24 protein-coding genes and 1 riboswitch are annotated in these 22,908 nt (G+C 53.7%); of the genes, 6 read left to right on the top strand and 18 right to left on the bottom strand.

Annotated features, from left to right (window positions below; translation table 11 throughout):
- Positions 1-50: 50 nt before the first annotated feature.
- A complete protein-coding gene (locus V4U88_RS12535) occupies positions 51-1,208 on the top strand; it encodes an MGDG synthase family glycosyltransferase (protein WP_334073603.1) in 1,158 nt (385 codons plus the stop codon).
- Between the two features lie 29 nt (positions 1,209-1,237).
- Here V4U88_RS12535 and V4U88_RS12530 read toward each other — a convergent pair whose 3' ends face one another.
- Positions 1,238-2,065: a cell wall hydrolase gene (locus tag V4U88_RS12530; RefSeq protein WP_334073602.1), complete on the bottom strand. Its 828-nt coding sequence runs from the start codon at positions 2,063-2,065 to the stop codon at positions 1,238-1,240.
- 190 nt (positions 2,066-2,255) lie between these two features.
- Positions 2,256-2,828 carry an RNA 2',3'-cyclic phosphodiesterase gene (gene thpR / locus V4U88_RS12525; RefSeq protein WP_334073601.1) on the bottom strand — a complete coding sequence of 191 codons (573 nt, stop codon included), beginning with the start codon at positions 2,826-2,828 and terminating at the stop codon, positions 2,256-2,258.
- Between the two features lie 158 nt (positions 2,829-2,986).
- On the opposite strand from thpR, the gene V4U88_RS12520 reads away from it, so the two are divergent.
- Positions 2,987-4,681: a methyl-accepting chemotaxis protein gene (locus V4U88_RS12520; RefSeq protein ID WP_334073600.1), complete on the top strand. Its 1,695-nt coding sequence runs from the start codon at positions 2,987-2,989 to the stop codon at positions 4,679-4,681.
- Positions 4,682-4,749: 68 nt separating this feature from the next.
- Here V4U88_RS12520 and V4U88_RS12515 read toward each other — a convergent pair whose 3' ends face one another.
- The 3 genes from V4U88_RS12515 to V4U88_RS12505 all read right to left on the bottom strand — a co-directional run bounded on the left by V4U88_RS12515 (position 4,750) and on the right by V4U88_RS12505 (position 6,882).
- A complete protein-coding gene (locus V4U88_RS12515) occupies positions 4,750-5,085 on the bottom strand; it encodes a general stress protein (RefSeq protein WP_334073599.1) in 336 nt (111 codons plus the stop codon).
- 202 nt (positions 5,086-5,287) lie between these two features.
- A complete protein-coding gene (locus V4U88_RS12510; RefSeq protein WP_334073598.1) occupies positions 5,288-6,067 on the bottom strand; it encodes a hypothetical protein in 780 nt (259 codons plus the stop codon).
- Positions 6,068-6,525: 458 nt separating this feature from the next.
- Entirely contained in the window at positions 6,526-6,882 is a 357-nt protein-coding gene (locus V4U88_RS12505) for a HesB/IscA family protein (RefSeq protein WP_334073597.1), read from the bottom strand.
- Positions 6,883-7,086: 204 nt separating this feature from the next.
- On the opposite strand from V4U88_RS12505, the gene mqnE reads away from it, so the two are divergent.
- Together mqnE and V4U88_RS12495 are read left to right on the top strand one after the other, a co-directional pair.
- Entirely contained in the window at positions 7,087-8,193 is a 1,107-nt protein-coding gene (mqnE, locus tag V4U88_RS12500; RefSeq protein WP_334073596.1) for an aminofutalosine synthase MqnE, read from the top strand.
- A gap of 84 nt (positions 8,194-8,277) precedes the next feature.
- A complete protein-coding gene (locus V4U88_RS12495; RefSeq protein WP_334073595.1) occupies positions 8,278-9,345 on the top strand; it encodes an NAD(P)/FAD-dependent oxidoreductase in 1,068 nt (355 codons plus the stop codon).
- Positions 9,346-9,353: 8 nt separating this feature from the next.
- On the opposite strand, the gene V4U88_RS12490 is transcribed toward V4U88_RS12495, so the two are convergent.
- A complete protein-coding gene (locus V4U88_RS12490; protein WP_334073594.1) occupies positions 9,354-9,596 on the bottom strand; it encodes a DUF1450 domain-containing protein in 243 nt (80 codons plus the stop codon).
- Between the two features lie 82 nt (positions 9,597-9,678).
- Between V4U88_RS12490 and V4U88_RS12485 the strand changes: the two genes are divergently transcribed.
- Positions 9,679-9,924 (top strand): NifU family protein, encoded by a 246-nt coding sequence (locus V4U88_RS12485; protein ID WP_114496928.1) that lies wholly within the window; start codon positions 9,679-9,681, stop codon positions 9,922-9,924.
- Positions 9,925-10,004: 80 nt separating this feature from the next.
- Here V4U88_RS12485 and V4U88_RS12480 read toward each other — a convergent pair whose 3' ends face one another.
- From V4U88_RS12480 to V4U88_RS12445, 8 genes are all read right to left on the bottom strand, one after another.
- Entirely contained in the window at positions 10,005-10,778 is a 774-nt protein-coding gene (locus tag V4U88_RS12480; protein ID WP_334073593.1) for an SDR family oxidoreductase, read from the bottom strand.
- Between the two features lie 102 nt (positions 10,779-10,880).
- The gene (gene ant(6) / locus V4U88_RS12475) at positions 10,881-11,765 is read right to left on the bottom strand and encodes an aminoglycoside 6-adenylyltransferase (RefSeq protein ID WP_334073592.1); all 885 of its coding nucleotides are present in this window, start codon (positions 11,763-11,765) and stop codon (positions 10,881-10,883) included.
- A gap of 151 nt (positions 11,766-11,916) precedes the next feature.
- Positions 11,917-12,792, bottom strand: a complete 876-nt coding sequence (locus V4U88_RS12470) for a MetQ/NlpA family ABC transporter substrate-binding protein (protein WP_334073591.1) — start codon at positions 12,790-12,792, stop codon at positions 11,917-11,919.
- A gap of 59 nt (positions 12,793-12,851) precedes the next feature.
- Positions 12,852-13,520, bottom strand: coding sequence for a methionine ABC transporter permease (locus V4U88_RS12465; protein WP_334073590.1), 669 nt, complete (start codon positions 13,518-13,520; stop codon positions 12,852-12,854).
- Positions 13,520-14,545: a methionine ABC transporter ATP-binding protein gene (locus V4U88_RS12460; RefSeq protein WP_334073589.1), complete on the bottom strand. Its 1,026-nt coding sequence runs from the start codon at positions 14,543-14,545 to the stop codon at positions 13,520-13,522. The genes V4U88_RS12465 and V4U88_RS12460 overlap by 1 nt, the downstream gene beginning before the upstream one ends.
- A 101-nt stretch (positions 14,546-14,646) precedes the next feature.
- A riboswitch (SAM riboswitch) is annotated at positions 14,647-14,813 on the bottom strand.
- Between the two features lie 117 nt (positions 14,814-14,930).
- Positions 14,931-15,647, bottom strand: a complete 717-nt coding sequence (locus tag V4U88_RS12455) for a Cthe_2314 family HEPN domain-containing protein (protein ID WP_334073588.1) — start codon at positions 15,645-15,647, stop codon at positions 14,931-14,933.
- Between the two features lie 113 nt (positions 15,648-15,760).
- Positions 15,761-16,756 (bottom strand): COX15/CtaA family protein, encoded by a 996-nt coding sequence (locus V4U88_RS12450; RefSeq protein WP_334073587.1) that lies wholly within the window; start codon positions 16,754-16,756, stop codon positions 15,761-15,763.
- A gap of 199 nt (positions 16,757-16,955) precedes the next feature.
- Complete coding sequence (locus V4U88_RS12445; protein WP_334073586.1) at positions 16,956-17,321, bottom strand: thioredoxin family protein; 366 nt, start codon at positions 17,319-17,321, stop codon at positions 16,956-16,958.
- 149 nt (positions 17,322-17,470) lie between these two features.
- Between V4U88_RS12445 and V4U88_RS12440 the strand changes: the two genes are divergently transcribed.
- Positions 17,471-18,790: a DUF2515 family protein gene (locus V4U88_RS12440; RefSeq protein WP_334073585.1), complete on the top strand. Its 1,320-nt coding sequence runs from the start codon at positions 17,471-17,473 to the stop codon at positions 18,788-18,790.
- 39 nt (positions 18,791-18,829) lie between these two features.
- Here V4U88_RS12440 and V4U88_RS12435 read toward each other — a convergent pair whose 3' ends face one another.
- From V4U88_RS12435 to V4U88_RS12420, 4 genes are all read right to left on the bottom strand, one after another.
- Entirely contained in the window at positions 18,830-20,464 is a 1,635-nt protein-coding gene (locus tag V4U88_RS12435; RefSeq protein ID WP_334073584.1) for a putative polysaccharide biosynthesis protein, read from the bottom strand.
- 16 nt (positions 20,465-20,480) lie between these two features.
- Complete coding sequence (locus V4U88_RS12430; protein WP_334073583.1) at positions 20,481-20,966, bottom strand: DUF456 domain-containing protein; 486 nt, start codon at positions 20,964-20,966, stop codon at positions 20,481-20,483.
- Positions 20,967-20,975: 9 nt separating this feature from the next.
- Complete coding sequence (locus V4U88_RS12425; RefSeq protein ID WP_416367219.1) at positions 20,976-21,719, bottom strand: Cof-type HAD-IIB family hydrolase; 744 nt, start codon at positions 21,717-21,719, stop codon at positions 20,976-20,978.
- Positions 21,720-21,897: 178 nt separating this feature from the next.
- Positions 21,898-22,908 (bottom strand): alpha/beta hydrolase family protein, encoded by a 1,011-nt coding sequence (locus V4U88_RS12420; RefSeq protein ID WP_334073582.1) that lies wholly within the window; start codon positions 22,906-22,908, stop codon positions 21,898-21,900.

Genomic DNA, 22,908 nt, shown 5'->3' with positions numbered 1-22,908 from the left:
TGCGAACACCAATCTGTCGCGCAAACCAGTTTATTGAAGAGGTGAAACTTATGCCGTTTAAAAGAGTGCTGATCCTATCCGAAGGCTTCGGCAGCGGTCATACTCAAGCGGCCTACGCCATCGCCGCAGGTTTAAAGAAAATAGATCCCACGATTCGCGCTAAAGTGCTGGAGTTGGGCTCGATCCTTCATCCTGTTCTGGCTCCCTGGATTCAAGGCGCCTATCGTCTGACCGTGAACACGAGCCCCGCGCTTGTCGGCATGGTCTACCGCAAACAATACGAGAAGCCCGTAGGGCGTTTAACCCGCCTTGCGCTCCATAAATTATTTTACAATCATGCCTCGCGTTTTATCGAACAGATGAAGCCCGAGTTGATCATTTGCACGCATCCGATTCCCGGAGCCGTCATTTCCAGGCTCAAAGCTTCCGGTCTGACGGTTCCGCTGTTTACCTTGATTACCGACTACGACGCTCACGGCTCTTGGATCAGTCCGGAGGTCGACCGGTACTTCGTCTCCACTCCGGAGGTCCAAAACCTGTTGATCCGCCGGGGGGTGAGCCCTTCGGCTATCCAGGTGTCCGGCATTCCGGTCCATCCCGAATTCTGGATTCGGCAGGACAAAGCCTCCGTTCGGCGGGAACTGGGTCTCCGCCAGCTTCCTACCGTCCTGATCATGGGCGGCGGATGGGGGATGATGAAAGACGAACTGGTCGCCAAAATGTCCGAGTGGAAGGATCGCGTTCAGATCGTCTGCTGCATGGGCAGCAATGAGAAGCAGGCGGCCAAACTGCGCAGCCACCCGGGCCTGCAGCATTCGAATATCAAGATCCTCGGTTACACCCGCAATATCAGCCAATGGATGGACGCCTCGGACCTGCTCATCACCAAGCCGGGCGGCATGACTTGCACCGAGGGGCTGGCCAAAGGGATACCGATGCTGTTTTATGAGTCCTTGCCCGGCCAGGAGGAGAAAAACCGCGAATATTTTATGAAGATCGGATGCGGTACGGAACTGACCTCCGAAGATATGCTGGATTTTTGGCTGCATAAGCTGAGCCGCAATTTTTCCGGAAAAACACGCTCCCTTTCGGCAGAAAAACTAAATGGATCCCGCAGTTCTTATCAGCCGGATTGCTGCGCAAGGACGATCGCCGAACTGCTGTGTGCCCCTTACCGGACGGCGAATCTCCAGGGACGCCGGGCATAGCGAAACAAGCCGGAGGTTCGTGCCGGATTCTACTTATAGAATGTATGGTTTCCAATCACCTCCGCCTTATCCTTGGTACGGGCGATGGTTAAATCGGTGGCCAGCTTTAGCGACAAGAAATAGTATGTGTCGTCCGAAACCTCCTTGCGGCCGTTCAGCGCCTCATTTACGGCCCGGATCGTCTCTTTGTTCGGTTTGACCCTGTTTAGCCGGCCGTTTTGCACCGGACTGAACTGCGATTTTTGATAAATGACTTCCTTGATCGTATCGGGATAATTGGCGGACCGTAGCCGGTTTAAGACAACATTGGTGACAGCCACCTTGCCTTCGTACGGTTCGCCCTCTGCTTCTGCCATCACGATCTTTTGAAGGAGAAGCAGTTCCTCCTCGTCCAAAGCGTAGCTCCAGGTCGCCTGATCTTTATCCGCCTGGCTTAACAGCTTCGTTCGAGTGAAGAATAATTGGTCGGGGGGATGTAATGGGTCCGGAGTCTGTCTCTTGCTTCGGACTGCCGCCGCCTGGGTGCGCAGCCAAGCCCGTTCCGCCGCCAATTCCTTGAGCAGCAGCGTATGGCTTACTCCGGTTTCTTTTTTAGGACGCTTGATCTCAAGCGTAGTTAGATGCAAAAAAGCCGGCTGAAATGGCCTCTCGCCCGATTTCACGTTAACCGTGATGTTCCTGCCGACAGACGTCACAACGGCCCGGCTTGACTTCGAAGCATCCGGCACGCCGGGCATCTCCCGATGGCCTATCCGCTCCCGGCTCGAATGGGGTTGAAGCAAGTAAATGACTCCTAAACATACAAGAATCGCTCCGATCAGAAGCGCGACATAACGGTTTTGCCGAAAAATATACATAAAATAAAGACCTCCTGCCCGACAGTTCTCCCGAATGAGGAATGCGGCTCAACCCGGAAGATAACATCCATTGTAATGACACATTCTTTCATCTATGTAACCGAAAAAAAGAGTTTTGAATACAAATTCGATTTTTTTCAGCAAAAAAAGCCCTCCGAAAGGCCGGCGGGCATCATCATATTCGCTTGTGTCACCCCTGTAAAGCAATCCTCGCCACTTCTTCATACATCGGCGTCATACGCATGCGCGTCCGGTAAATCACCATGGCATCAACGGTCCAGGCCCCAAATTCCGGGACTTTCTCCTTTAAGATCGCGGGGTCAAAACGACCGCCTTCCTTGTACTTGCGCGCCAAGGTAATGTGCGGATTGTATGAACGGTCCTCGGGGATGTAACCAAGCTGCTTGTTGGCAACGACCACGCGATTTTGCAGTTCCCGCAGCGGTTCCAAATCCCCCTCCACTCCCGCCCACAACACCCTTGGGGCCGAAGGGCGGCCAAAATGCCCGCAGTTCCGGAACTCCAGAGAGAACGGCCGGATTCCTGCCGCCGCCTCCGAAAGCCCGTCCCGAATCTTTTCAATCCGATCCGGCGGCGTGTCGCCAAGAAACTGCACCGTAATATGGTAATCCTCGGGATAAACCCATTTTGAAAAGGCCAGCCGGTTCTTGTAATCTCCGCACCAAGCGGACAAGGCTTCCTTGATCGGAACCGGAAGCGGTATCGCCACAAAAATCCTCCACATCTCGTCTTTCTCTGCCACGGCTTGTCACCTCTTGTGAATATTAGTACATAATTCGTTTTTTAGACACATTACGACTGCTTTATTTAATATACGTCAATTTAATTCTCATTATAATTTGATGTAGACCTTTCACCCAGAAAAACAGCAAACCATTTGTAAGTGGGGTATGAAAATTTATGGGATTCGCTAAAAAAATAACCGCCGGTATCATCGGTCTTCTGCTGTTGGTCAGTGCGCTCATCGGGATCACCAGCTATCAAACGGCGTACCGTCAGGTCGAAGAAGCCGTGGGCGTCGAGACCGTTGGCTGCGCCAATATCACGACCGGGCTCGTGGATCCGGGCGTGATCGAGCGATTAAAAGAGGGGGATTCCTCGGGACTCGCGGCGCTGGAACAGCGCCTGAATTGGACCGTGGAGCACAAGCCGCTTTTTAAGGAGGTATTCATCCTTTCTCTGGACGGAAAAATCCTGGCCGCCGACCAAAATATTAAGAAGCGCGGCTATCAAGCCGGCGATTCGTTTTATTTCGACGCCTCCAGCCGAGACATGTTGATGCAGCACAAGCACTCCGTCTATACAAAAATATATAATTACGACGGGGTCAGCCTTCTTACCGGTTATGGTCCGATATTCAAAGATCATGATCCCACCAAGGAAATCGTGGGGCTCATGGCGATCAATTTCGACGCTTCCATTATAAATGAACGTGTCTGGGACATTCTCGGCCTCCCCTTCGCCATCGGAAGCGGGGTGTTCCTGCTCGCCATTATTATCGTCTACTGGTTTATTCACCGCATGGTGCGCCCGCTTGAACAGCTGTCCCGCCAGGTCAACCGCGTGGCTCAGGGGGATCTAACCGTCGCCCCGGTCGCCCTATCGGGCAAAGATGAAGTCGGAACGCTGTCCCGCGACATCGGCAATATGACCGCAAACTTGCGACAGCTGATTGCCGAAGTGAATCATACCTCCGTTCAAGTGGCTTCCGCCTCGCAGGAGCTCTCCGCCAGCAGCGAGGAAACCGGCAAGGCCAGCGAGCAGACCGTGGAAGTTACGCAAGCTCTCGCGGACGGTGCGGAAAGACAGCTGCGGAGCCTGGAGCAAAGCTCGGCCGCGCTGCAGGAAATGTCCGATTCCATTACTCTGATTGCCGACAACGCCGACGGGGTATCCCGGGAAACCCGGCTTTCGGCCACGGCCGCGAAAAAAGGAGCGGTCTCCATTGAACAAAGCGTACAACAGATGAATACGATCGAAGAAAAAATCGACACCCTTGCTTCCAGTATCGAATTGCTCAGCGGACAATCCAAGGAAATCCAGAGTATCCTGGACATCATTACGGAAATCGCCGCCGAAACCAACCTGCTGGCGATCAATGCGGCCATCGAGGCCGCCCGGGCGGGAGAACAAGGCAGCGGCTTCGCCGTGGTTGCCACCTCCGTCCGCAAGCTGGCCGAACGCAGCGCGGCATCCGCCCAGCAAATCGCCGAGTTGATTTCCTTTATCATCAAGCAAATGGAGCTGACGTCAAGCACGATGGGAGAGACTTCCCGCGAAGTGAAGCTCGGCGCGGAACTGGTCGATCATGCGGGCGAATCCTTCCAGGAAATTCAAAGGTCAACCGCCTCCGCAGCGGAGGCGGTCGCCCACGTTCGCGATACCGTCCACCAGTTGTCGGCCAAGTCCAGGCAGCTTGTCGAAGCGATGGAGCAGCTTGTGGGAATCGCCAACAATACGGTGGAAGGCAGTCTAACGATGTCGGCCGCTTCCGAGCAACAGCTTGCCGCTATGGAGGAAGTCGATGCTTCGGCCTCCTTCCTCTCCAACTTGTCGGAGAAGCTCCATACGCTGATCGACCGCTTTAAAATATAGCCGCCGGCGGGCATAAAGGCAAAGCGCCCTCATCCGGTAAGGATGGGGGCGCTTTTTATAGTTTAAGTTTAGTCCCGTTGACGTGCGCGTGCTTGGCCGCCCTTACGGCCGGCTTCCTCACGGCTCATTTTGCCGTCATTGCCATCGGAGTCGTTGCGGGCTTCGCCGCCCTTTTGTCCGATTTCCTGATAGAACTCTTTGCCATGCGAGCGTGAAGTGGCTTCCCCGCCTTTTTGGCCAATATCTTGATAGAACTCTTTATCATGACTGCGGGAAGTCGCTTCTCCGCCCTTTTTACCAATCTCTTGGTAAAATTCCTTATCATGATTTTTAGCTGTTGCTTCTCCTCCCAGACGACCGGCTTCCTCACGGCTCATTTTACCATCACGATTGTTATTTGCCATTTGAAATCACTCCTTATCGTTGTTTGGAAGGTACCGGCTGCCCGGTACGCTATTGTATTACCCCCTCCCGGCAAAATAAAACAGGAACCGTGATCTACGAAGTCCGATGTGAATTTCAACCGGATTTGAAAACGGCCCTCCCCAGAAAAAAGGACCACAGAGCGGAATGGTAAGCCTCTGTGATCCTTCTTTGATTGTTTTATTAAAGTGAATTAGGAACCAGCTCGTAATTATGACCATAGTTATTATCCCAATACGTTTGCCCACCGGTTGTGTACGAAATCGCATATTTAACATTTGTAGCACCCGGAACATTGATACTATAGTTCCAGTTTTCAACACTATTGAAATTATTCAAGGGGTGAGTATAAATGGCATAAGCCTCACGAGTCGTTGCCCAATCATCCGTAGTGTACAGGATCTTTACTTTTTTTTCAGGATCCAGATTTTTCACATAGATATCCCCGCTAAATTCACCATTGCTCAAAGTACTATTGGCGCTAAGCACATTGGGAGATCCCAAAATCACGGATCTAAGGGGTAAATTTCTATTCACCTCATTGTAATAATTCGCTGACCCATTGTTATCCCAATAAGTCTGGTTATTCACTTCGTATTGGATTGCAAATTTTATGGATTTCAGATTCTTCAACTCGGGATGATCTGTTGAAGCATCATTTCTGAAAATGCTAAAACGCCATTTCTCATGGCTTCCATCCGTCGGACCTACATAATTCGCACTCGTATCGTACCAAGTCGTGTCATCTGTCGTGTAATGGACCGTCACATTCTTCTCGGGTCCCAGATTAGCAACCTCAATATTGCCGCTGAATCCGACATATCCATTTTTATAAATTACGCTGACTTCCGAGTCAATAAGCTTGACCTCATCACCGCTCGCAAATGCCGATCCAGCAAAAGATACACCAAAAATCAGAGTAAACATCATCAAACCAGCAAATAATTTTTTTACTGCTTTCACAATTGTACCTCCTCTAATTTTAAATCTTCGCACCTGAGCCTGATCCGACAAGGAATACATTCATTTGTAGGTTTTATTGTTCTTTCATCCCTCCTTTAACACTTCGAAACCAACTTGTTATTTTCGGAAAGTTAATTATTTCCTATTCATAGAATAGTCTTGATGGAAGTTTATGTAAATAGTAAAAAAGTAGCATATTTTGTATATTTAGTAATACAATGCTTTGTCATGAAAAGTCTAAATATCAGGAAGGCAGTAAAGAACTCTTTCCTATGTCCGCCCGGCTAACAGCATAATAAAACGACCTCCATAGCGAATAATATCCGCCATAAAGGTCGTTTCACAGTCCTAACGCCCAATTTTAGGATTGTTAATATACCGGATGGGGGTTGCGGACTCGCTTATTTTCGCGTACAATCCGCAACTCCAAACGTTCGTTTGCGCCACTGCTACGTTTCTCAATCACAAACTTCCGGCCTGCCCTCTTCGTCCCTCATGCGGAACGATTGGCCGCAGCCGCAGGAAGCGATCGCGTTCGGATTATGGATCGTAAAACCGCCGGACATGCCGGATTCCTGGAAGTCGATCTCCAATCCGTTGAGGTAGCGTACGCTGTCCTTGCCGACAACCACTTTAATTCCTTTGACGTCCAGGTAGACATCCTCTTCGCTCTCCTGATCGTCCAGTCCCATACTATATGAAAAGCCGCTGCATCCGCCGGGGTTCACACCGAGGCGGAGAAACATATTCGGGGTTTCCTCCCCGGCAATCATGTCCTTGATTCGCTCGGCAGCACTATCCGAGATTTCAATCATAATCAACCCTCCTCTGTATATAAAAAGTATACTCCTTATCGTGTTTCCCCTCAAGCGGTGTGATTTTTATAACAGCAAACTCGAAACATCCCCGTTCCGCTTGTTGTCCCTTTCTCCGTCGAGGTTTATAATAGGAAGGGTGGTTAATCAGCCTGCCGGGATGAATCCGGTTAGGATTCTCCCCAGGGAAACGGAGGTATTATCATGTTCACTGCAGTAACGCCAAGCACCGATAAGAGAATGGCCGAAATCGTAGAGAAGGTAAGACAAGGTGAGCGCTTAACCCTGGAAGACGGGGTGTATTTATATGAAAGCGACGATTTGTTGACCATTGGTCAGTTGGCGAATGAAGTCAACTTGCGCAAGAACGGCAAGAAGGTTTATTTCATAGAAAATATGAGTTTATATTTCACCAATGTGTGCGAATCCCATTGCGCCTTCTGCAATTTCCGCAAGGATCAGGGGGAGGAAGGGGCCTACACGCTGTCGGGCGAAGAAATGATCGCCTACGTCGAGAAACATATTACTCCCGGCGTCCGTGAGTTCCACATTGTCGGCGGACATAATCAGCACGTTCCCTTCCAGTATTATGTCGACTCCCTCAAAGCCTTGAACGAGAGATTCCCCGACATTACACTGAAAGCCTACACGGCGGCGGAAATCGAATTCTTCACCCGGATCAGCGGACTCAGTACAAAAGAAGTGCTTATGGAACTGCAAAAGGCAGGATTAAAATCGCTGACCGGCGGCGGGGCGGAAATTTTGTCCGATCAATACCGGCAAAAGATGAAGGTAGAAAAAGCCAATGTCGACCAGTACCTGGATGTTCACCGGACGGCGCACCGGCTGGGGATGAGAACGCATACGACGATGCTGTACGGATCGATCGAATCGCATGAGGACCGGATTCGTCACATGCTGCAAATCCGCGGGCTTCAAGACGAAACGAACGGTTTCATGGTGTTCATCCCGCTGTCCATGCAGCCGCGCAATAAGAACGCCGGTATTATGCGGCGGAATTCGGCGTACGAGGATTTGAAGACCATCGCCATCAGCCGGTTGATGCTGGACAACATTCAGCATATCAAGGCTTATTTTATCAATATCGGGGTACAACTGACCCAGGTGGCTTTGACTTTCGGGGCGTCCGATGTGCACGGCACGATTCTGAGAGAGCAAATCAGCCACGCCGCGGGGGCGCTTACGCCGGACGGCTTGACCCGGAAAGAGCTCATTTGGCTCGTGAAGGGGGCCGGGCGCATCCCGGTCGAGCGGGACACGTTCTATAACGAAATCGAAGTTTACGAATAATGGATTCCGTATTACGACGTTCAACTATTTAAAAAAGGCTACACGGCGGGCGGTAAGCCCCCTGGCAGAAGGAGAACGGTGGCGATGAGGCAACTTGTCATTCTGGGTGGCGGCTATGGTGGAACGATGATTGTACACGAACTCTTCAAAGGGGGAATTCCGGCGGGTGTTCAAGTCATCCTGGTGGATCGGCTCCCGTTTCAAAGCTTAAAGACCGAGTACTACGCCTTGGCGGCCGGTACAGCATCGGATTACGAACTTCGCGTCCCTTACCCCCACTATGAGGGAATGTCAATCAAATACGGAGAGGCCGCATCGGTCGACTTGGACCGGCGCATCATTTATTTTGCGGACGAAGCGGAGGAACCGTTGTTTTACGATCAGCTCGTCATCGCCCTGGGTTGCACCGACAACTACCACAACATCCCGGGCGCGAAGGAATTCTCCTGCGGCATCCAATCTTTCGCTTCGGTGCGGGAATCCTATATGCTCTTGAACAACGCGAAGCCTTACAGCAAAGTCAACATCGTCGGCGGAGGGCTGAGCGGGGTCGAAATCGCCGCGGAGCTGCGCGAAAGCCGCCCCGATCTGAATATTGCCCTCATCGACCGGGGGGCGCGGCTGCTCTCGGCCTTCCCGCAAAAAGTGTCCACCTATGTGACCAGGTGGTTTCATGAACACGAGGTCGAGACGTTCTCCCATATCTCGATTACATCCCTGGAGCGGGGCGTGATCCATTACGAAGGCGGGGATATTGAATCCGATGTTACCGTATGGACCGCAGGGATCCAGCCGGTGGAGCTCGTTCAGAACCTGAACGTCCCCAAAGACCGGCAGGGCCGTGTTCTTCTCAATCCGTACCATCAAATTCCGGATTATCCCGAGGTATTCGTCTGCGGCGACTGCGCGAGCCTCCCGTTCGCACCCAGCGCCCAGGCGGCCGGAAGCCAGGGGCATCAGATCGCGGAGGTGCTTACCGCACTATGGCGCGGCGAAACGCCGAAATTACAGCCGATCAAGCTGCGGGGCACGCTCGGCTCGCTCGGCAAAAAGGCCGGTTTCGGCCTGATGGGCAAAACCCAGGTGACCGGCCGGGTACCGCGGCTGTTGAAAAGCGGCGTGCTCTGGAAATCGAAGCATCATTGGGGCTGATTAAGTGCTTATTCCCTGTTCTCATCGGCTTCGCTGATGAGTTCGATGATTCGCCGATACAGCCCTTCGGCCGTTTCCTCTTCAACGGTCTCGCCATCGAGCAGGCAATAAGGGGACATATAGCACATGCCGCATCCCGTAAGACAGCCGTATTCATAAACCTCGCAGTCATGCTGCTCCTTCAGGCGGTTCATGACTTGATCGGTGCCGAAGGCGGCATTGTTCGCACAAAATTCAACAATATGTTTCAAGCTGGTCCTCCCCGTCAGCGAAGCATTTAAATTTAAAGTTTTTTGTAATATAATATATAGGAAAGGAAAGGAGTTGAAAACAATGAGTGAAAACGTACAAGATAAATTGTATGACGAAGTTCTAGAAGTTTTGGATAAACTGCGCCCCTTCCTGCAACGCGACGGCGGTGACGTCGAACTGGTCGACGTGGAAGACGGCATCGTAAAGCTGAAACTGATGGGGGCCTGCGGCAGCTGCCCAAGTTCCACCATTACCCTCAAGGCAGGCATCGAGCGCGCACTGTTTGAAGAAGTGGAAGGCGTGCAAGAGGTCGTACAAGTATTTTAATGATATACAGCGCAAAATGAAACACGGTCCCCGGAATATCCGGCGAGACCGTGTTTTTTTATTATTTAAGAATGTTGGCACTAAGAGGGCTTCACCCAAGGCCGAATCGGGTCCAGGCCTCCGGAAATGTCCATGATATTGCCGGTAATAAAATCGGAATCATGGTGGCAGAGAAAAGAAATCACCCGCGCGATGTCCTCCCCGCTCCCCGGGCGGCCCAACGGGGTTTCACCATCGGATAGTCCGCGGGCTTCCCGGATGGAGATCTCCTTGTTCCGGCCCCGAATGTCCCCGGGACAGACCATATTCACCGTAATGCCGAACGAAGCTTCCTCGACCGCCAGCGTTTTGGTGAAGGAGACCAGCCCGGTCTTGGCGGCGGCGTAAACCGCACGATGCGGCCAGGCCCGCGATTCCGCGGCATGACCAAAGCCGAAATGAATGATCCGCCCCCAGCCGTTCTGCCGCATATCCGGCAGAACGAGATGGTCCAGCAGCATTGTACCGACCAGGTTGCCGTTAATCATGGCCAGAATTTCCTGCTGGTCATAATCCGCAAACAACCGGCGCTCACGGATGAACGGTCCGGCGTTGTTGACCAAAATATCGACCGGGCCCAGCGTACCGCGGATTTCCTCCACCAGCGCCCCGATTTCCTCCCGCCGGGAGACATCGGCCCGGACGGCCATACAGCGCACACCCATCGCTTCGATCTCAGAACGGAGCGCCATCGCCTCCGCCTCGCTATGTACATAGTTCAGCGCGATATGGCATCCCTGCTCTGCCAGCATCAGAGCGGTCTTCTTCCCCAGCCCTTTTGCGCTGCCCGTAATCAGGGCGACTTTTCCCACCAACGTCGTTTCCTCCTCACGTAAGGCCTTCCATTTCAGTATAAAAGATTTGCCCCGTTCCCACAAACCGGGAGGTTCGACGATAGGCGGACATCTTCCCGTATTTTACCGGGACTCGCCACCGGAGTTTGAATTCCCGTTCATAGAACGACAGATCTTTTCAGCATATTCGGTAATAGCTTCATCATAATCCGGATACTTATATCCGAGGGTTTCCGCCACTGCTTGGGCGTATTTTCTAAACAACGCATAGCAAGTGAATAAAGACTGCCACATGTTTTGGATGCTGTTCTGAGAAAAGGTTGACAGCAACGTCTCCCAATCTTCTTTAGGAAGATACCGATTTATAAATTTATAGTTTTTCCCTACACTAAATGAATAACCTTGCTGCGATCCGATCTGCCAAGACATCATTCTTAACAAATTTGGCCGGGCAATCTCGTTTAAATGGTCAATTGCAAAAAGAATTTCTTCTCTCGCCAATCCCTTTACTATATAAGTCGAAACCATCCAGAATTCATTACAACAATCGTCAAATTCTCTGGCAGTGGGTTTTTTAATCCAATATTGACGGTCGCTCGCAAGCACTTCATTTTGGACAAGAGCATCCTTATCAAGCAAGACTTCAACCAGTCCGTCGCTATTCGTAAAATAATCCTCCGCTTCGTTTACCGGAATAAGGGTCAGGTCCAGTTTATTGCCATCCTCAAATAGAATGATATACGAAAACCAGTTCCCTAATTCCGGCGGGAAAAGTTCCATGTCCTCGGGCTTTTGCATCATCCTGCGGTGCCCAAAAATATCCAGCCATTGATCATTTCCTTTAAAAGAATCCATGTCGGTCACAAAATAAGAAATATCAAAATCCTGGAATGTATCGGGGGGAATGTTTTTGTTTGTACGTGACCCTTCCAAAGTTACCAATCGAATTCTATGATCATTCACCGCAAAATCAACAAACATATTCATCATTTCCCGTTCACTTCTCATAGCGGCAACCCCCTCCTCCCTATAATATGAAAAAAAATCACTTAAAACTAATTTTATCATTTAATTTAAGGATAATGTACTCGAACCGGAGGTTTTCAAATACAGAAAAAAACCGCTGCCTTCCGGCAGCGGGATCTGTGTTTAAGCTATTTTAGAATACCGGAACCAAAGCACCTTTATAGGTGTCTTCGATAAATTTCTTCACATCCGGCGAAGTCAGCGCTTTGGCCAATTTTTGAATGGCTTCGGAATCTTTGTTGTCCGGACGGGATACCAGAATGTTGGTGTACGGCGAATCTTTGTCTTCGATGAAGAGCGCGTCGGTCATCGGGTTCAGCCCGGCTTCAAGCGCATAGTTCGTGTTAATCAGCGCCAGGTCCACTTCTTCCAGTTGGCGCGGAAGCATAGCCGCATCGGCTTCTTGGAACTTCAGGTTCTTCGGATTTTCAACGATATCCGCTTTCGTCGCCGTGATGCCCGCTTCTTCTTTCAGCTTGATCAAGCCCTGCTTTTCAAGCAGCAGCAGCGCGCGTCCGCCGTTCGTCGGGTCGTTCGGGATCGCCACTTTGGCGCCGTCCTTGATTTCGTCGGCCGATTTCAGCGTTTTGGAGTAAGCGCCGAAAGGTTCAACGTGAACGCCTACGACCGGAACGAGGTTAAAGTTGTTTTGTTTGTTTTGCTCGTCTAGGTACGGCTGATGTTGGAAATAATTCGCATCCAGCTGCTTCTCGAAAACTTGCACGTTCGGTTGCACATAGTCAGTGAATTCTTTGACTTCCAGCTCGATGCCTTCTTCTTTCAGCTTAGGCGCGACGAACTTCAGAATGTCGGCATGCGGCACTGTAGCGCCAACCACCAGTTTGACCGGTTCGGATGCCGCCGGCGTTTTCGCCGTATCTTCCGCAGCCGGAGCCTTTTCTCCATTGCCGGCAGCGGAGCTGCCGTTGTTCTTGGCCGCGTTGTTTCCGCAGGCTGCCAAAACCAGTACCAAAGCCAGCGTTAGCAGCGAAAATGTCCATTTTTTCATCACAGTATGACCTCCCAAAATTTTTTTGAATAAGGATGAATCTGTATATTTAATGTTCCTTATTTCCGCGTAAAATAAATCACCAGCCGGTCACCCAGCATTTGCAACACCTGCACCAGAACAACCATGAAAATAACGGAGATAATCATGACTTCTTTCTCGTAGCGGTAATAACCGTAGCGGATCGCCAGGTCACCAAGCCCGCCGCCGCCGACCATCCCGGACATCGCCGTATAGGAAACGAGCGTAACCGCGGTGATCGTCATTCCGGCGATTAGGCCGGGGAGCGATTCCGGCAGCAGCACCTTGCGGATGACCTGAAAGCTCGTTGCGCCCATGGCATGCGAGGCTTCGATCACGCCGCGGTCCACCTCGCGGAGCGCCGTCTCCACCAGCCGGGCGAAGAACGGAGCGGCCGCGATCACGAGCGGCGGAATCGTGCCCTCCACCCCGGAGGAGACACCCATAATCGCCCGCGTCAGCGGAATCAAAGCGACGATCAGGATGATGAACGGCACCGAGCGGATAACGTTCACGATGAGCGACAGAATCCGGTACACCCAGCTCAGGACCGGCGAGGTCGATCGCGAAAAGGTGTACAGCAGCACCCCGAGCGGCAGCCCGATCAGGAACGTGAACAGGGTGGCGTAACCCATCATTTGCAGCGTGTCCGTGGACGCCGTGCCCATTTCGGACCAGTCGATTTTGGAAAAGTCCAAGCCCCACATTACCCGATCACCTCCACATCAAGATCCCGTTCTTTAAGCAGGGCCAGCGTACGTTCGACCTGCTCGTCGTCCCCTTCAAAGGAAACGGTGAGCTTGCCGTACGGCACCTCTTTGATCGTCGAGATCGTGCCCTGCAAAATCGCGAAGTTGACCCCGGTTTCCCGGACCACCTGCGATAATACCGATTCATACGTCTTCGCGCCAAGGAAGGTGATCTTCACCAGCTTCGACCATGCCGGATGCGGCACGGAGCTTGCCAGCTTCAACCCCTCCCCGCCATCTTCGCCCGACGCGTCCCGGTTGATAAACTCCCGGGTTACAAAATGCCGCGGCTTGAGGAAAACCTCGGTCACCGGCCCTTCCTCGACGATGCCGCCCTGGTGGATGACCGCCACCCGGTCGCAGATGCTCTGAATGACATGCATCTCATGCGTAATGAGCAGAATCGTGAGTCCGAATTTCCGGTTGATGTCCAGCAGCAATCGCAGGATTGAGTCCGTCGTCTGCGGATCCAGCGCGGAGGTCGCCTCGTCGCAGAGGAGAACATCCGGATCGCTGGCCAGCGCCCGAGCGATGCCGACCCGCTGTTTCTGTCCGCCGGACAGCTGGGACGGGTATTTCCCCCGGTGCGCCTCCAGACCGACCAAGGCCAGCAGTTCATCCACCTTTCGTTGGATCTCCGCCTTCGGCGTCCCGGTCAGCGTAAGCGGAAAAGCGACATTGTCATAGACCGTGGCGGACGACAGCAGGTTAAAATGCTGAAAGATCATCCCGATCTTGCGGCGCTTCTGCTGAAGCTCCCGCTTGCCGAGCTTGGTCAGGTCGACGCCGCCGACCCAAACCTCGCCTTGCGTCGGCCGCTCAAGCAAATTGATGCAGCGGATGAGCGTACTTTTGCCCGCCCCGGAGTGGCCGATGACCCCGAAGATTTCTCCCTTGTTCACCTTCAGGTTCAAGCTGGACAAGGCGGTGGTGGTCTTTTTCTTGGTGCCGTATATTTTAGTCAGTTGTTTGAGTTCAATCAAACCGATTAGCCTCCCGCTTTCGAAGTTTCCTAAAATTATTAAGATAAAAAAATAAAGAGCCCGGCAGATTCAGAGGGCTCTCTTTACGTAAAGACAATGCCTTCTCATCTGCCAAAACCGCGTCTTCCGATTTCACGTTCCACGGTTTTGAAGGATTTAGCACCATGACACTCGTTTCTCGGCTGCGCGAATCACGCGTCTTTCCGCCGGAATACGAATCGGTTGCTGGGCTTCATCGGGCCTTTCCCTCCGCCTCTCTCGATAAGAAAAAATATGAAATTAATGATGAACATTTCCTGTAAGATCATGAAACTATTTTAGAGTATAGAAGCTTTCCGTACTTTTGTCAAAGGAAAAATAGAAAAAAGATTTTCCAGGATCACCGCTACTTGGCCGAGATTTTTTTCCAGCGCTCATTGGTATAGGTGAACACCGCTTCCAGCGTTTCGGACACCATGAGGTACCCGTTCTCCAAGTCGCGGAGATGCCGATCCAGATCCTCCAGCTCGATTTTGCCGTGGAGCGCCTGATGTCGCTGCCATAAATCATCCTGCATTTCCGAGTTCATATAATGAATCTCCGTGTTTCTGCGCTTTCTCAATACGGCCAACGCTTCCTTGTGCCTCTCTTTAATGGCGAAGAGCCGTTCCTCGAGGTCCGGATGAACCTTCAAATAGCGAAATTGCCGAAGCACCGTAAAATAGGAAAAATGCGCCTTCACCCTGGACGTTTTCAAATCATAGAGATCGTTCAGCACCGTCCCCAGCTTGTCCAGGGTAGAGAAAACACGGATAAATCCGTCTTTATAAAAGAACACATACCGCGCGTAGTCGCCCCGCTCGGCCGGATCCATGTCCTCCACATAATTGCGTTGCACCTTCCGGCGGAAAAAGCCGGCCGCGTGCAAGCACTGCTCCAACTCATCCAGTGAAGAGATCAGCCCCAGCGTCCAGATCTCCAGCTTGCGAAAATCATGGGTCGGATCCTTGGATAGCTCCGTCTGTTTGTGCAGCAGCCTTGTTGTCTGTGTCATCGCATCCATCGCCTTGGCGAGCAGTCCTTCATTTTGCCTTGGCGGTTCGCCCAGCAAGCTTCGCAGCATAATATTCCTCCGCTTCTATCGTTTATCCCGAAAGTTCCCACGGATACCACGAGATCCGGTCGACCTGTGATTATATCCTTTCCCGATCCCGCGACAGCTCTGCCAAGCGAAGATTACGGGGCGTTCCGGTGAACCTGTGGAGCTGCTTCCAAATCGGCATCCGCGCTCCGGGTTTCCTTGCTCTTCCGGCTTCCGGCCAGTTGCCACGTTCTGACGCTCATATAGCTGAGCACCCCGAAGAGCGCGGCCAGTACCAGGATATGGGCTAACGAAGTGAACAGATACACCTCGTAATTGGTCAAAGTAAACACGATGCCGGCCCCGGTCAGCACCTGCACCACGACCAGCCCGGCTGCCGCAATCCCGAGCGACCGCATTTCCTTGTTGCCCGGGTGCTTCCAGAAAGCAATGTGGCCCAGCGCGGCGATCACTATCAGCAGTATAGCCGCGGCGACCCGGTGAATGAAGGCGATTCCAACACCGCCCGAAAGTTCGGGAATCAGCGCCCCGTTACAGAGGGGCCAACCCGAGCAGCCTCCGGCCGAATCGGTATGGCTGACGTACGCGCCGATATACACCACGATATACGTATAGGCCGTAGCGAACCACGTAAAATTACGGAACCGCCGCGACACGGTATAGCTTTGAGCCTTGGTCCCCTGCTTCTCCCGCGTTTCGTCCTCCCGGATGCCCAGCACGAGCATCACGGAGCTGGCAAACGCGATCAGGGAAAAACCGAAATGCAGAGCCATTACGGCCGAAGAGGTCGGGTAAATTACCGCCATGGCGCCCATAAACGCCTGGACCATGACAAAGACGAGCGCCAGGAAGGCGTAAAACTGCAAATCCCGCCGCTGTTTGCGGTACAGCCAGAAAGCCACGAAAGCGGCCACGGACAAGAGCCCCGCCGCCCCGCTCACCGCGCGGTGCGAATATTCGATCAACGAAGCGACCGTATGGGCCGGGACAAATTTACCGTGACATAAAGGCCACTCATTGCCGCAGCCCAGCCCCGATTCCGTCTTGGTCACGACGCTTCCGCCCAAGGTGGCAAGAAACATCACCAGGCAGGACATATAGCTGAGCCATTTCAATTGTTTCGTATTCAAGGATTCTCACCCGCTAGATCATATTGGAGTCGAAGCACAAAAAAGAAAAGAGTCCAGGTTTCCGTGTACAAATCATACTCATTATACCCGATCGGACGGGTGGAATCATAGAGGTCTGTGACAGATTGTTCACCAAACAAGCAAAACCCCGGAATTTCTCCCGGGGTTGTTGTGATCTTCTTCATTTTATTAAACCGGATTATCCTTCTTTACGCTCCGGCGTATCATGCAGGGTACGGTAGACATCGATCGCCTTATTCAAGAAGTCTTCGATCTCCTCCCGCGATTTGCGCAGCTTGTTGACGAACCGGACCAATTCCCGTCCGTCGGCGTACGCCACAAAGCTGGGAATACCCAGTATGTTCTGTTCCTGGCTAACATCCCCCACCTTGTCCACGTCGACTTCGATCAAGGTAAGGCGGTCTTTGTACTTCTCCTCCACATCCGGCATAAACGGATCGATAAACTTGCAATCCCCGCACCAATCGGCTTTAAATACCGCGACGACCAGATTGCTCGATTGGATGCTGACCTGAAATTCGGCTGCGCTTTGCACTTGTTTCATGATTTCTTCCCTCCTGGTTGAATCAAAATGGATTTTTCGCGTTCCTATGTCAAGTCAACCAAAAGCGCGAGTGGAAGTCAAATTTCTGGTCATACTGGAAATAGAGTTGTTTCAAGGTACGTGACAAGAAAAAGAAAGCGAGGAGTCCCATGAAACACCTGCCTGAAAACCCGGACGGACCGTTCAAGCCCCGGGGGATCATGGAGTTCATCCGCCGGCTGCCGTCGGCGATCGGCGAGGTTGTCAAAGGCAAGGCGGCCGGGATTGCCGACTCCAACCGGCTGCGGGAGGAACGAATCCCGCTGGGCTGGGACGAAATCGCCGCCCGTACCGTGGCCCGGGAGCTCGAAGAGCTGCTGTGCCGCGGTACGGCCGACCGGGGCGGACAGGCTGTCTGGAGCGAAGCGGACCGGGCGCTTGCCGAGGAGATCGCGCTGGAGACCGGACGGGCCGGCGTCAGCAATATCACCCGCACCGAAGCCTATTTGGCCTGTTACCAGGCTTATCCCGAACTGCATTGGGCTTTTCTTGCCCATATGGTGTCCCGGAACGCCGGCTGGAATATGACGGATTTGCAGGGGCGCGTGGCCGATCTGATGGACGAGCAGCAGAAGCGCTCCAATTACCGCTTTTTGGAACGGAGCAATGCGCTGATTTTTCAGGACGCCTACCCGCAGCTCCTGCTCTATATGAAAAGCCGGGAACGGGGGGCGAGCCATTTTCACCTGCTCCCGTTCTTTCACGTGTCCCGGTTTATGCGGCCGTTCTGGGAACGGTTCTGGATCGATCGCGGCAGCGCGCTGCTGACGGTCGGCCTGATTATCAACGAGCAAAATTACATCGAAAAGCGGGTTATCCGCCATCCGTTTTACCGCAAGCACGTCACCAAGCAGCCGGCCTTCCATGTGAACAGTCTGGCCGGGCTGAACCAAGTCGTCTTCCCGCTCCTGGAAGACGACGGGGAGGGCCGCCGGGAGGCGGAAGCGGTGCGCCGGCTGGCCGGGCGCGTCGTGTCCGACTTCGGCGGCCTCGCGGACCGCATCGCGTTAGGCAAAAGCCTGTACGCGATGCTGATGGGCCTGCGCGCCGTGCGCCGCGGCGCGGAGTGCTTCGCCGCGCGCGTGCCGCACAGCGGCTCGCGCGCGGACTATTGGCCGGAATGCTTCACGGCCAATAGAGAAGAAGCGCTGACCTCCGCGGCGCAGGGGTCAGCGCTTCTGGCCGGCGGGGCGCTGCCGCCCGGCCGGCGTCTGTTCAGCCCCAAGCTGCTCGACGCTTGGGGCGACACGCCCTATGAGCCAATCTCCCGCGAGGATTGGCTCAAGGACATGAGCGCGCTGAACGCCATCAGCGCGCCGCAGCCGCCGTATTTGTGCGACATCAGTCGCGAACATCGCGGCGGCATTCTTAAGGCCGCCCTGGCGCATGATGCGCTCGCGCTGGGCGACCCAAACGAAAGGCCGCACTAGCCAATCGGCTGTGCGGCCCCCGCCCCCGTCCGCGGGCGCTTAGTCCGCGGACCCGGCGCGGCTCTGGCGCTGCAGCCGCATCAGCGGCGACAGCAGCTTGCGCAGCGGCCCGGGATAGCTGGACAGCTCGTCCCGGCGGACCACCCGCAGCAGCACCAGCATGACTGGGTACAGCGCCACCACGGCCAGACCGACGATCGCGCAGGTCAGGAAGAAGGCCACCCGGTCCGGCAGGAACGAAATCATTTGAATGCCGGCCTGATTCAGCCCGTAGCCGACGCCCGCCAGGATAACCAGGGTCGGCAGGAAGCCAATCCACCGGCCGCCCATAATGGAGAACGGAACGATCTTTTTCATCGCCCGGACATTCAGCAGCGTAATCAGGAAGAAGCCGAGCCCCGTGGCGGCGATGATGCCGTAAATGCCCCAGAACGGAGCCAGCGCGTAGCTGGCGCCCAGCTTGACGGCAATGCCGACCGCGACATGAACCATTGACAGGTTCGCTTTGTTGATGCCGAGCAGAATCGAGTTGCTGGTCATCATCGTAATCTGGAAGATGGTCATCAGGGTCAGCAGCGCCACGATGCTGCTGCCGTCCCGCGTACTGAACAGCAGGCCGTTGACGGAATAAGCGGCGGTGCTGAGCGCCAGGATAATCGGCATCCCCGTCAGGATGGACACGCGCATCGCCAGCGTCACCTGTCTCTTCAAATGCTCGCTGTCCCCGCGGGCATACGCCGCCGAGATGATCGGAACGAGCGATTGGCTTAGCGCGATGGCCAGAATCGGCGGAATGCCCGCGATCATTTGTGCGCGGCTGCCGAGAATCCCCAGGATATATGTCGCTTGATCCGAACCCAGCTGACCGCTCAGCAAAGGCTTGAGGATCGAGGTATCGATGAAGTTGACGGCCGGCACGGCCAGCGCCGTCAGCACGATCGGAATTGACAGCTTAAAGATTTCTTTATAGATCCGGGACAGCGGCAGCCGATTCTCCGGCGTTACCTTTGAAACAAGGCTTTCCGCACGATCTCCCTTACGGACCTTCGCACTGAAATAGAGCATGACGATCAGGGCGGCGACCCCGCCAAGGACCGCGCCAAACGTAGCGCCCGCGGCGATTTTTTCACCTGAAAAGCCCCAGTAGTAGAACAAAAACGCCAGGAGGATCCCTGTAATGACGCGGACGATCTGCTCGATGACCTGGGAAACCCCTCCGGCGATCATGATGTTCCTCCCCTGCAGATAACCCCGAATGATCGCAATCAGCGGGAAAATCAGGAGTGCGGGCGCCAGCGCGCGAATTGCCACGGCCGATTCCGGCACCTCCGTGGAGGCGGCATAGTAAGGGGCCATCACATACAGCAAAGTAAACATCACCACACCGGCGACCGCGGCGAAAATGAGGGCCGCCTGATAGACCCGGCCGGCTTCTTCTGGGCGGTCCAACGCATGGCGTTCGGACACCATTTTGCTGAGTGTGCTGGGAATGCCAGCCGTCGCCAGGGTAAGCAGCATAAAGTAAGCGGCATTGGCCTGACCATAGGCCGCGTTGCCGATATCCCCCAAAATATGCTCCAGCGGAACACGCTGAAACAGCCCGAGCACCCTGGCGATCAGGGCGGCCCCGGCCAAAATCAGTGTGCCTTTAATAAAAGACTCTTTCTTCGACAACCAAAACGCCTTCTTTCTAGAACGAAATGACCCAGATAAAGAAAATAATGATCATGGCCAGTTGGAGCACGATTTTGACGACAATGCTGCTGAACAGGCCGACGACGGAGCCTACCCCGACTTTAAAAGCCTGCTTGGGCGATTCCCCTTTGATCAGTTCCCCGATCATGGCGCCCAGCAAAGGACCAAGAATCAGGCCGAACGCGGGAATCAGAAACGGCCCGACGATAATGCCGATCGTGCTGAGCCAGACGGAGAGCTTGCTGCCGCCGAACTTTTTGACGCCCCAGGCCCCGACCGCATAGTCCGCGATCAGCAGCGCCACGACAATCAGGGTCTGGATGGTCCAGAACAGCCAGCCGAACGGCTCGAACGAGAAGAACCACCCGTAGACGAAAAAGGCAAAATATACGGCGAGGACCCCCGGCAATACGGGGTACACCGCCCCGGCCATGCCGATGGCAAACAGGGCGATGACCAAAATCCAACCGAGTACAGCCATCCTTTACGCTCACTCCCCCGTCAAAATATAGTCGCGGATAATCCAAGCGATGCCATCGTCATTATTCGAAGCGGTGACGACGTCCGCGTTCTCCTTGACCGCAATCTGCGCGTTGCCCATCGCTACGCCGAGCCCGGCCGCTTGAATGGCCGCCAGGTCGTTGAGGCTGTCGCCGATTGCCACGGTCTCCGACATATCCAGTCCCAGCAGGTCGCATACGATCCGAATGCCCGTGGCTTTGTTCACCCCGGCCGGGTTAATCTCCAAATTATACGGAGAGGAATTGGTAATCTCCAATCCGCCCAGGTCCTGCAGCCGCACCATTATATCGTGGCGAATGGCATCATCTTCCGTATGGTAGCCGAACTTCATCCACTGGTTGAGGTCCAGCAGCGCCGGGTCCCAGTTTTTCTCGTTATAGCTGCCTTCCACGGCATAAGCCCAAAACCACACGCCATGCTCCACCGCAATCGCGTGCATGTTCGCGATCAACGCTTTATCCAGCAGCTCCCGCCGGTACAGTTCGGTCGGCGTTTTCCAGACCTCGCTGCCGTTGACGGTGATCATCGGCGTCTCCAGGCCGAGCTGCTTGCCAAACGGCGCCGCTTCGTCGTAGCCTCTCCCCGTGGAGAAACAAACATGAACCCCCGCCTCCGCCGCACGATGGATCCATTTTTCCGTCTCCGGCGAAATTTGGTGGTTATCGTTCAACAGCGTTCCGTCCATATCCAGGGCCAGTAATTTGTACTTCAACTTCAACAGTACTCCTCCATTCCGCTTTTACGACTCTGTTCTTTATTTATCGGTTCTCATAGCATAACGCCATTTTATCACAAACGGCAGAACCCAACAAAGACGGGACGCGCCGGATGGCAGACTGCTCCGGCATTTCGTAAGAAAGCTCCTGCAGATGATTTGCAGGAGCTTTTGATTATCGTGCAGGAAGGTTCTTCAGAAATCGCTCGATTTCATCCATATATCCGGGAATTGTGATTTGCCTCGGGGCAAACAAACTGATCAGTACGGCGCGTAATTCGGAATTCGCCGTTTTGGGACTTAACATCGAATGGTCCGCAGCCGGAAAAACAGCGACGCTCAGCAGCTCCGGTGCCACATTCTGACGGTATACCCGTTCCGTTTCTTTCGCGTCGACATGAATGTCTTCCTCACCCAACAGCAGCAGGACTGGAGAATGAAAATGACGGAGATCGCCGGTAGCGTCCGACCGGAAGTTTTTACCGACAAAGGTCCATCGGTCTTCCGTCATGGCGTTGTTTGCGTCGGCTATAGCAAGATAGTCTTCATAGGATGCTCGCCGCTCCAAAAGTTTGAGAACCCGGCGGTCATCCGCTTCTTTGGCTTGAATTTCCGCTTCCGTATGCCCCGCGCGCTCCATTTCTTTGCGTGTATTATACTGTCCCTGTCTCACCCAATCCATCGCGGGCGATACCAGAATGCTAAAGGCGAGGGGCTCCTTCCCGGCCAATTTCGGGATGACCCACCCCGCCTGGCTCGCTCCCCATACGCCGATCCGCTTCCCGTTAATCATCGGCTGCTGCCTTGCCCAGGCCAGCGCATGACGCGCTTCCTCCACCCGGTCATCCATGCTCTGATGCAGCCAATTGCCTTCCGAGCCTTGAATTCCCCGTTTGTTCAGGGACAGGGACGCATAGCCGATCGAGGCCAGCCTTTCCCACAAGGGTTTGTATCCCCCATCGGCGGAAGCATCCCGGGGGCCGTCGCCATGTATAAACAATACCAGTCCCAGCGGGGCTGTGTAGTTTTTAGGCAGCACAAACGTGCCGGTCAGTTTCCCCTGGGGCGTCTGAATCTCAATCGGCTGCTCAACCATATGAAAACTATTTTGCCGCAAAATATAGGTTCCGGTGCCGCCCAACAGCACTGCAATGATCATGCAAAATATCAATAACTTCTTTCGCAT

Origin of the sequence: Paenibacillus sp. A14 (genome assembly GCF_036864815.1) — a bacterium.
In the GTDB taxonomy this organism is placed as follows: domain Bacteria; phylum Bacillota; class Bacilli; order Paenibacillales; family Paenibacillaceae; genus Fontibacillus; species Fontibacillus sanfengchensis.
This window is presented reverse-complemented; position numbering and strand designations above follow the sequence as displayed.

Coding starts and splice junctions, on each gene's coding strand:
- V4U88_RS12535 (WP_334073603.1), top strand. CDS start 51: ATGCCGTTTAAAAGAGTGCTGATCCTATCCGAAGGCTTCGGCAGCGGT.
- V4U88_RS12530 (WP_334073602.1), bottom strand. CDS start 2,065: ATGTATATTTTTCGGCAAAACCGTTATGTCGCGCTTCTGATCGGAGCG.
- V4U88_RS12520 (WP_334073600.1), top strand. CDS start 2,987: ATGGGATTCGCTAAAAAAATAACCGCCGGTATCATCGGTCTTCTGCTG.
- V4U88_RS12515 (WP_334073599.1), bottom strand. CDS start 5,085: ATGGCAAATAACAATCGTGATGGTAAAATGAGCCGTGAGGAAGCCGGT.
- V4U88_RS12505 (WP_334073597.1), bottom strand. CDS start 6,882: ATGATTGAAATCTCGGATAGTGCTGCCGAGCGAATCAAGGACATGATT.
- mqnE (WP_334073596.1), top strand. CDS start 7,087: ATGTTCACTGCAGTAACGCCAAGCACCGATAAGAGAATGGCCGAAATC.
- V4U88_RS12495 (WP_334073595.1), top strand. CDS start 8,278: ATGAGGCAACTTGTCATTCTGGGTGGCGGCTATGGTGGAACGATGATT.
- V4U88_RS12485 (WP_114496928.1), top strand. CDS start 9,679: ATGAGTGAAAACGTACAAGATAAATTGTATGACGAAGTTCTAGAAGTT.
- V4U88_RS12470 (WP_334073591.1), bottom strand. CDS start 12,792: ATGAAAAAATGGACATTTTCGCTGCTAACGCTGGCTTTGGTACTGGTT.
- V4U88_RS12465 (WP_334073590.1), bottom strand. CDS start 13,520: ATGTGGGGCTTGGACTTTTCCAAAATCGACTGGTCCGAAATGGGCACG.
- V4U88_RS12455 (WP_334073588.1), bottom strand. CDS start 15,647: ATGCTGCGAAGCTTGCTGGGCGAACCGCCAAGGCAAAATGAAGGACTG.
- V4U88_RS12445 (WP_334073586.1), bottom strand. CDS start 17,321: ATGAAACAAGTGCAAAGCGCAGCCGAATTTCAGGTCAGCATCCAATCG.
- V4U88_RS12440 (WP_334073585.1), top strand. CDS start 17,471: ATGAAACACCTGCCTGAAAACCCGGACGGACCGTTCAAGCCCCGGGGG.
- V4U88_RS12430 (WP_334073583.1), bottom strand. CDS start 20,966: ATGGCTGTACTCGGTTGGATTTTGGTCATCGCCCTGTTTGCCATCGGC.
- V4U88_RS12420 (WP_334073582.1), bottom strand. CDS start 22,908: ATGCGAAAGAAGTTATTGATATTTTGCATGATCATTGCAGTGCTGTTG.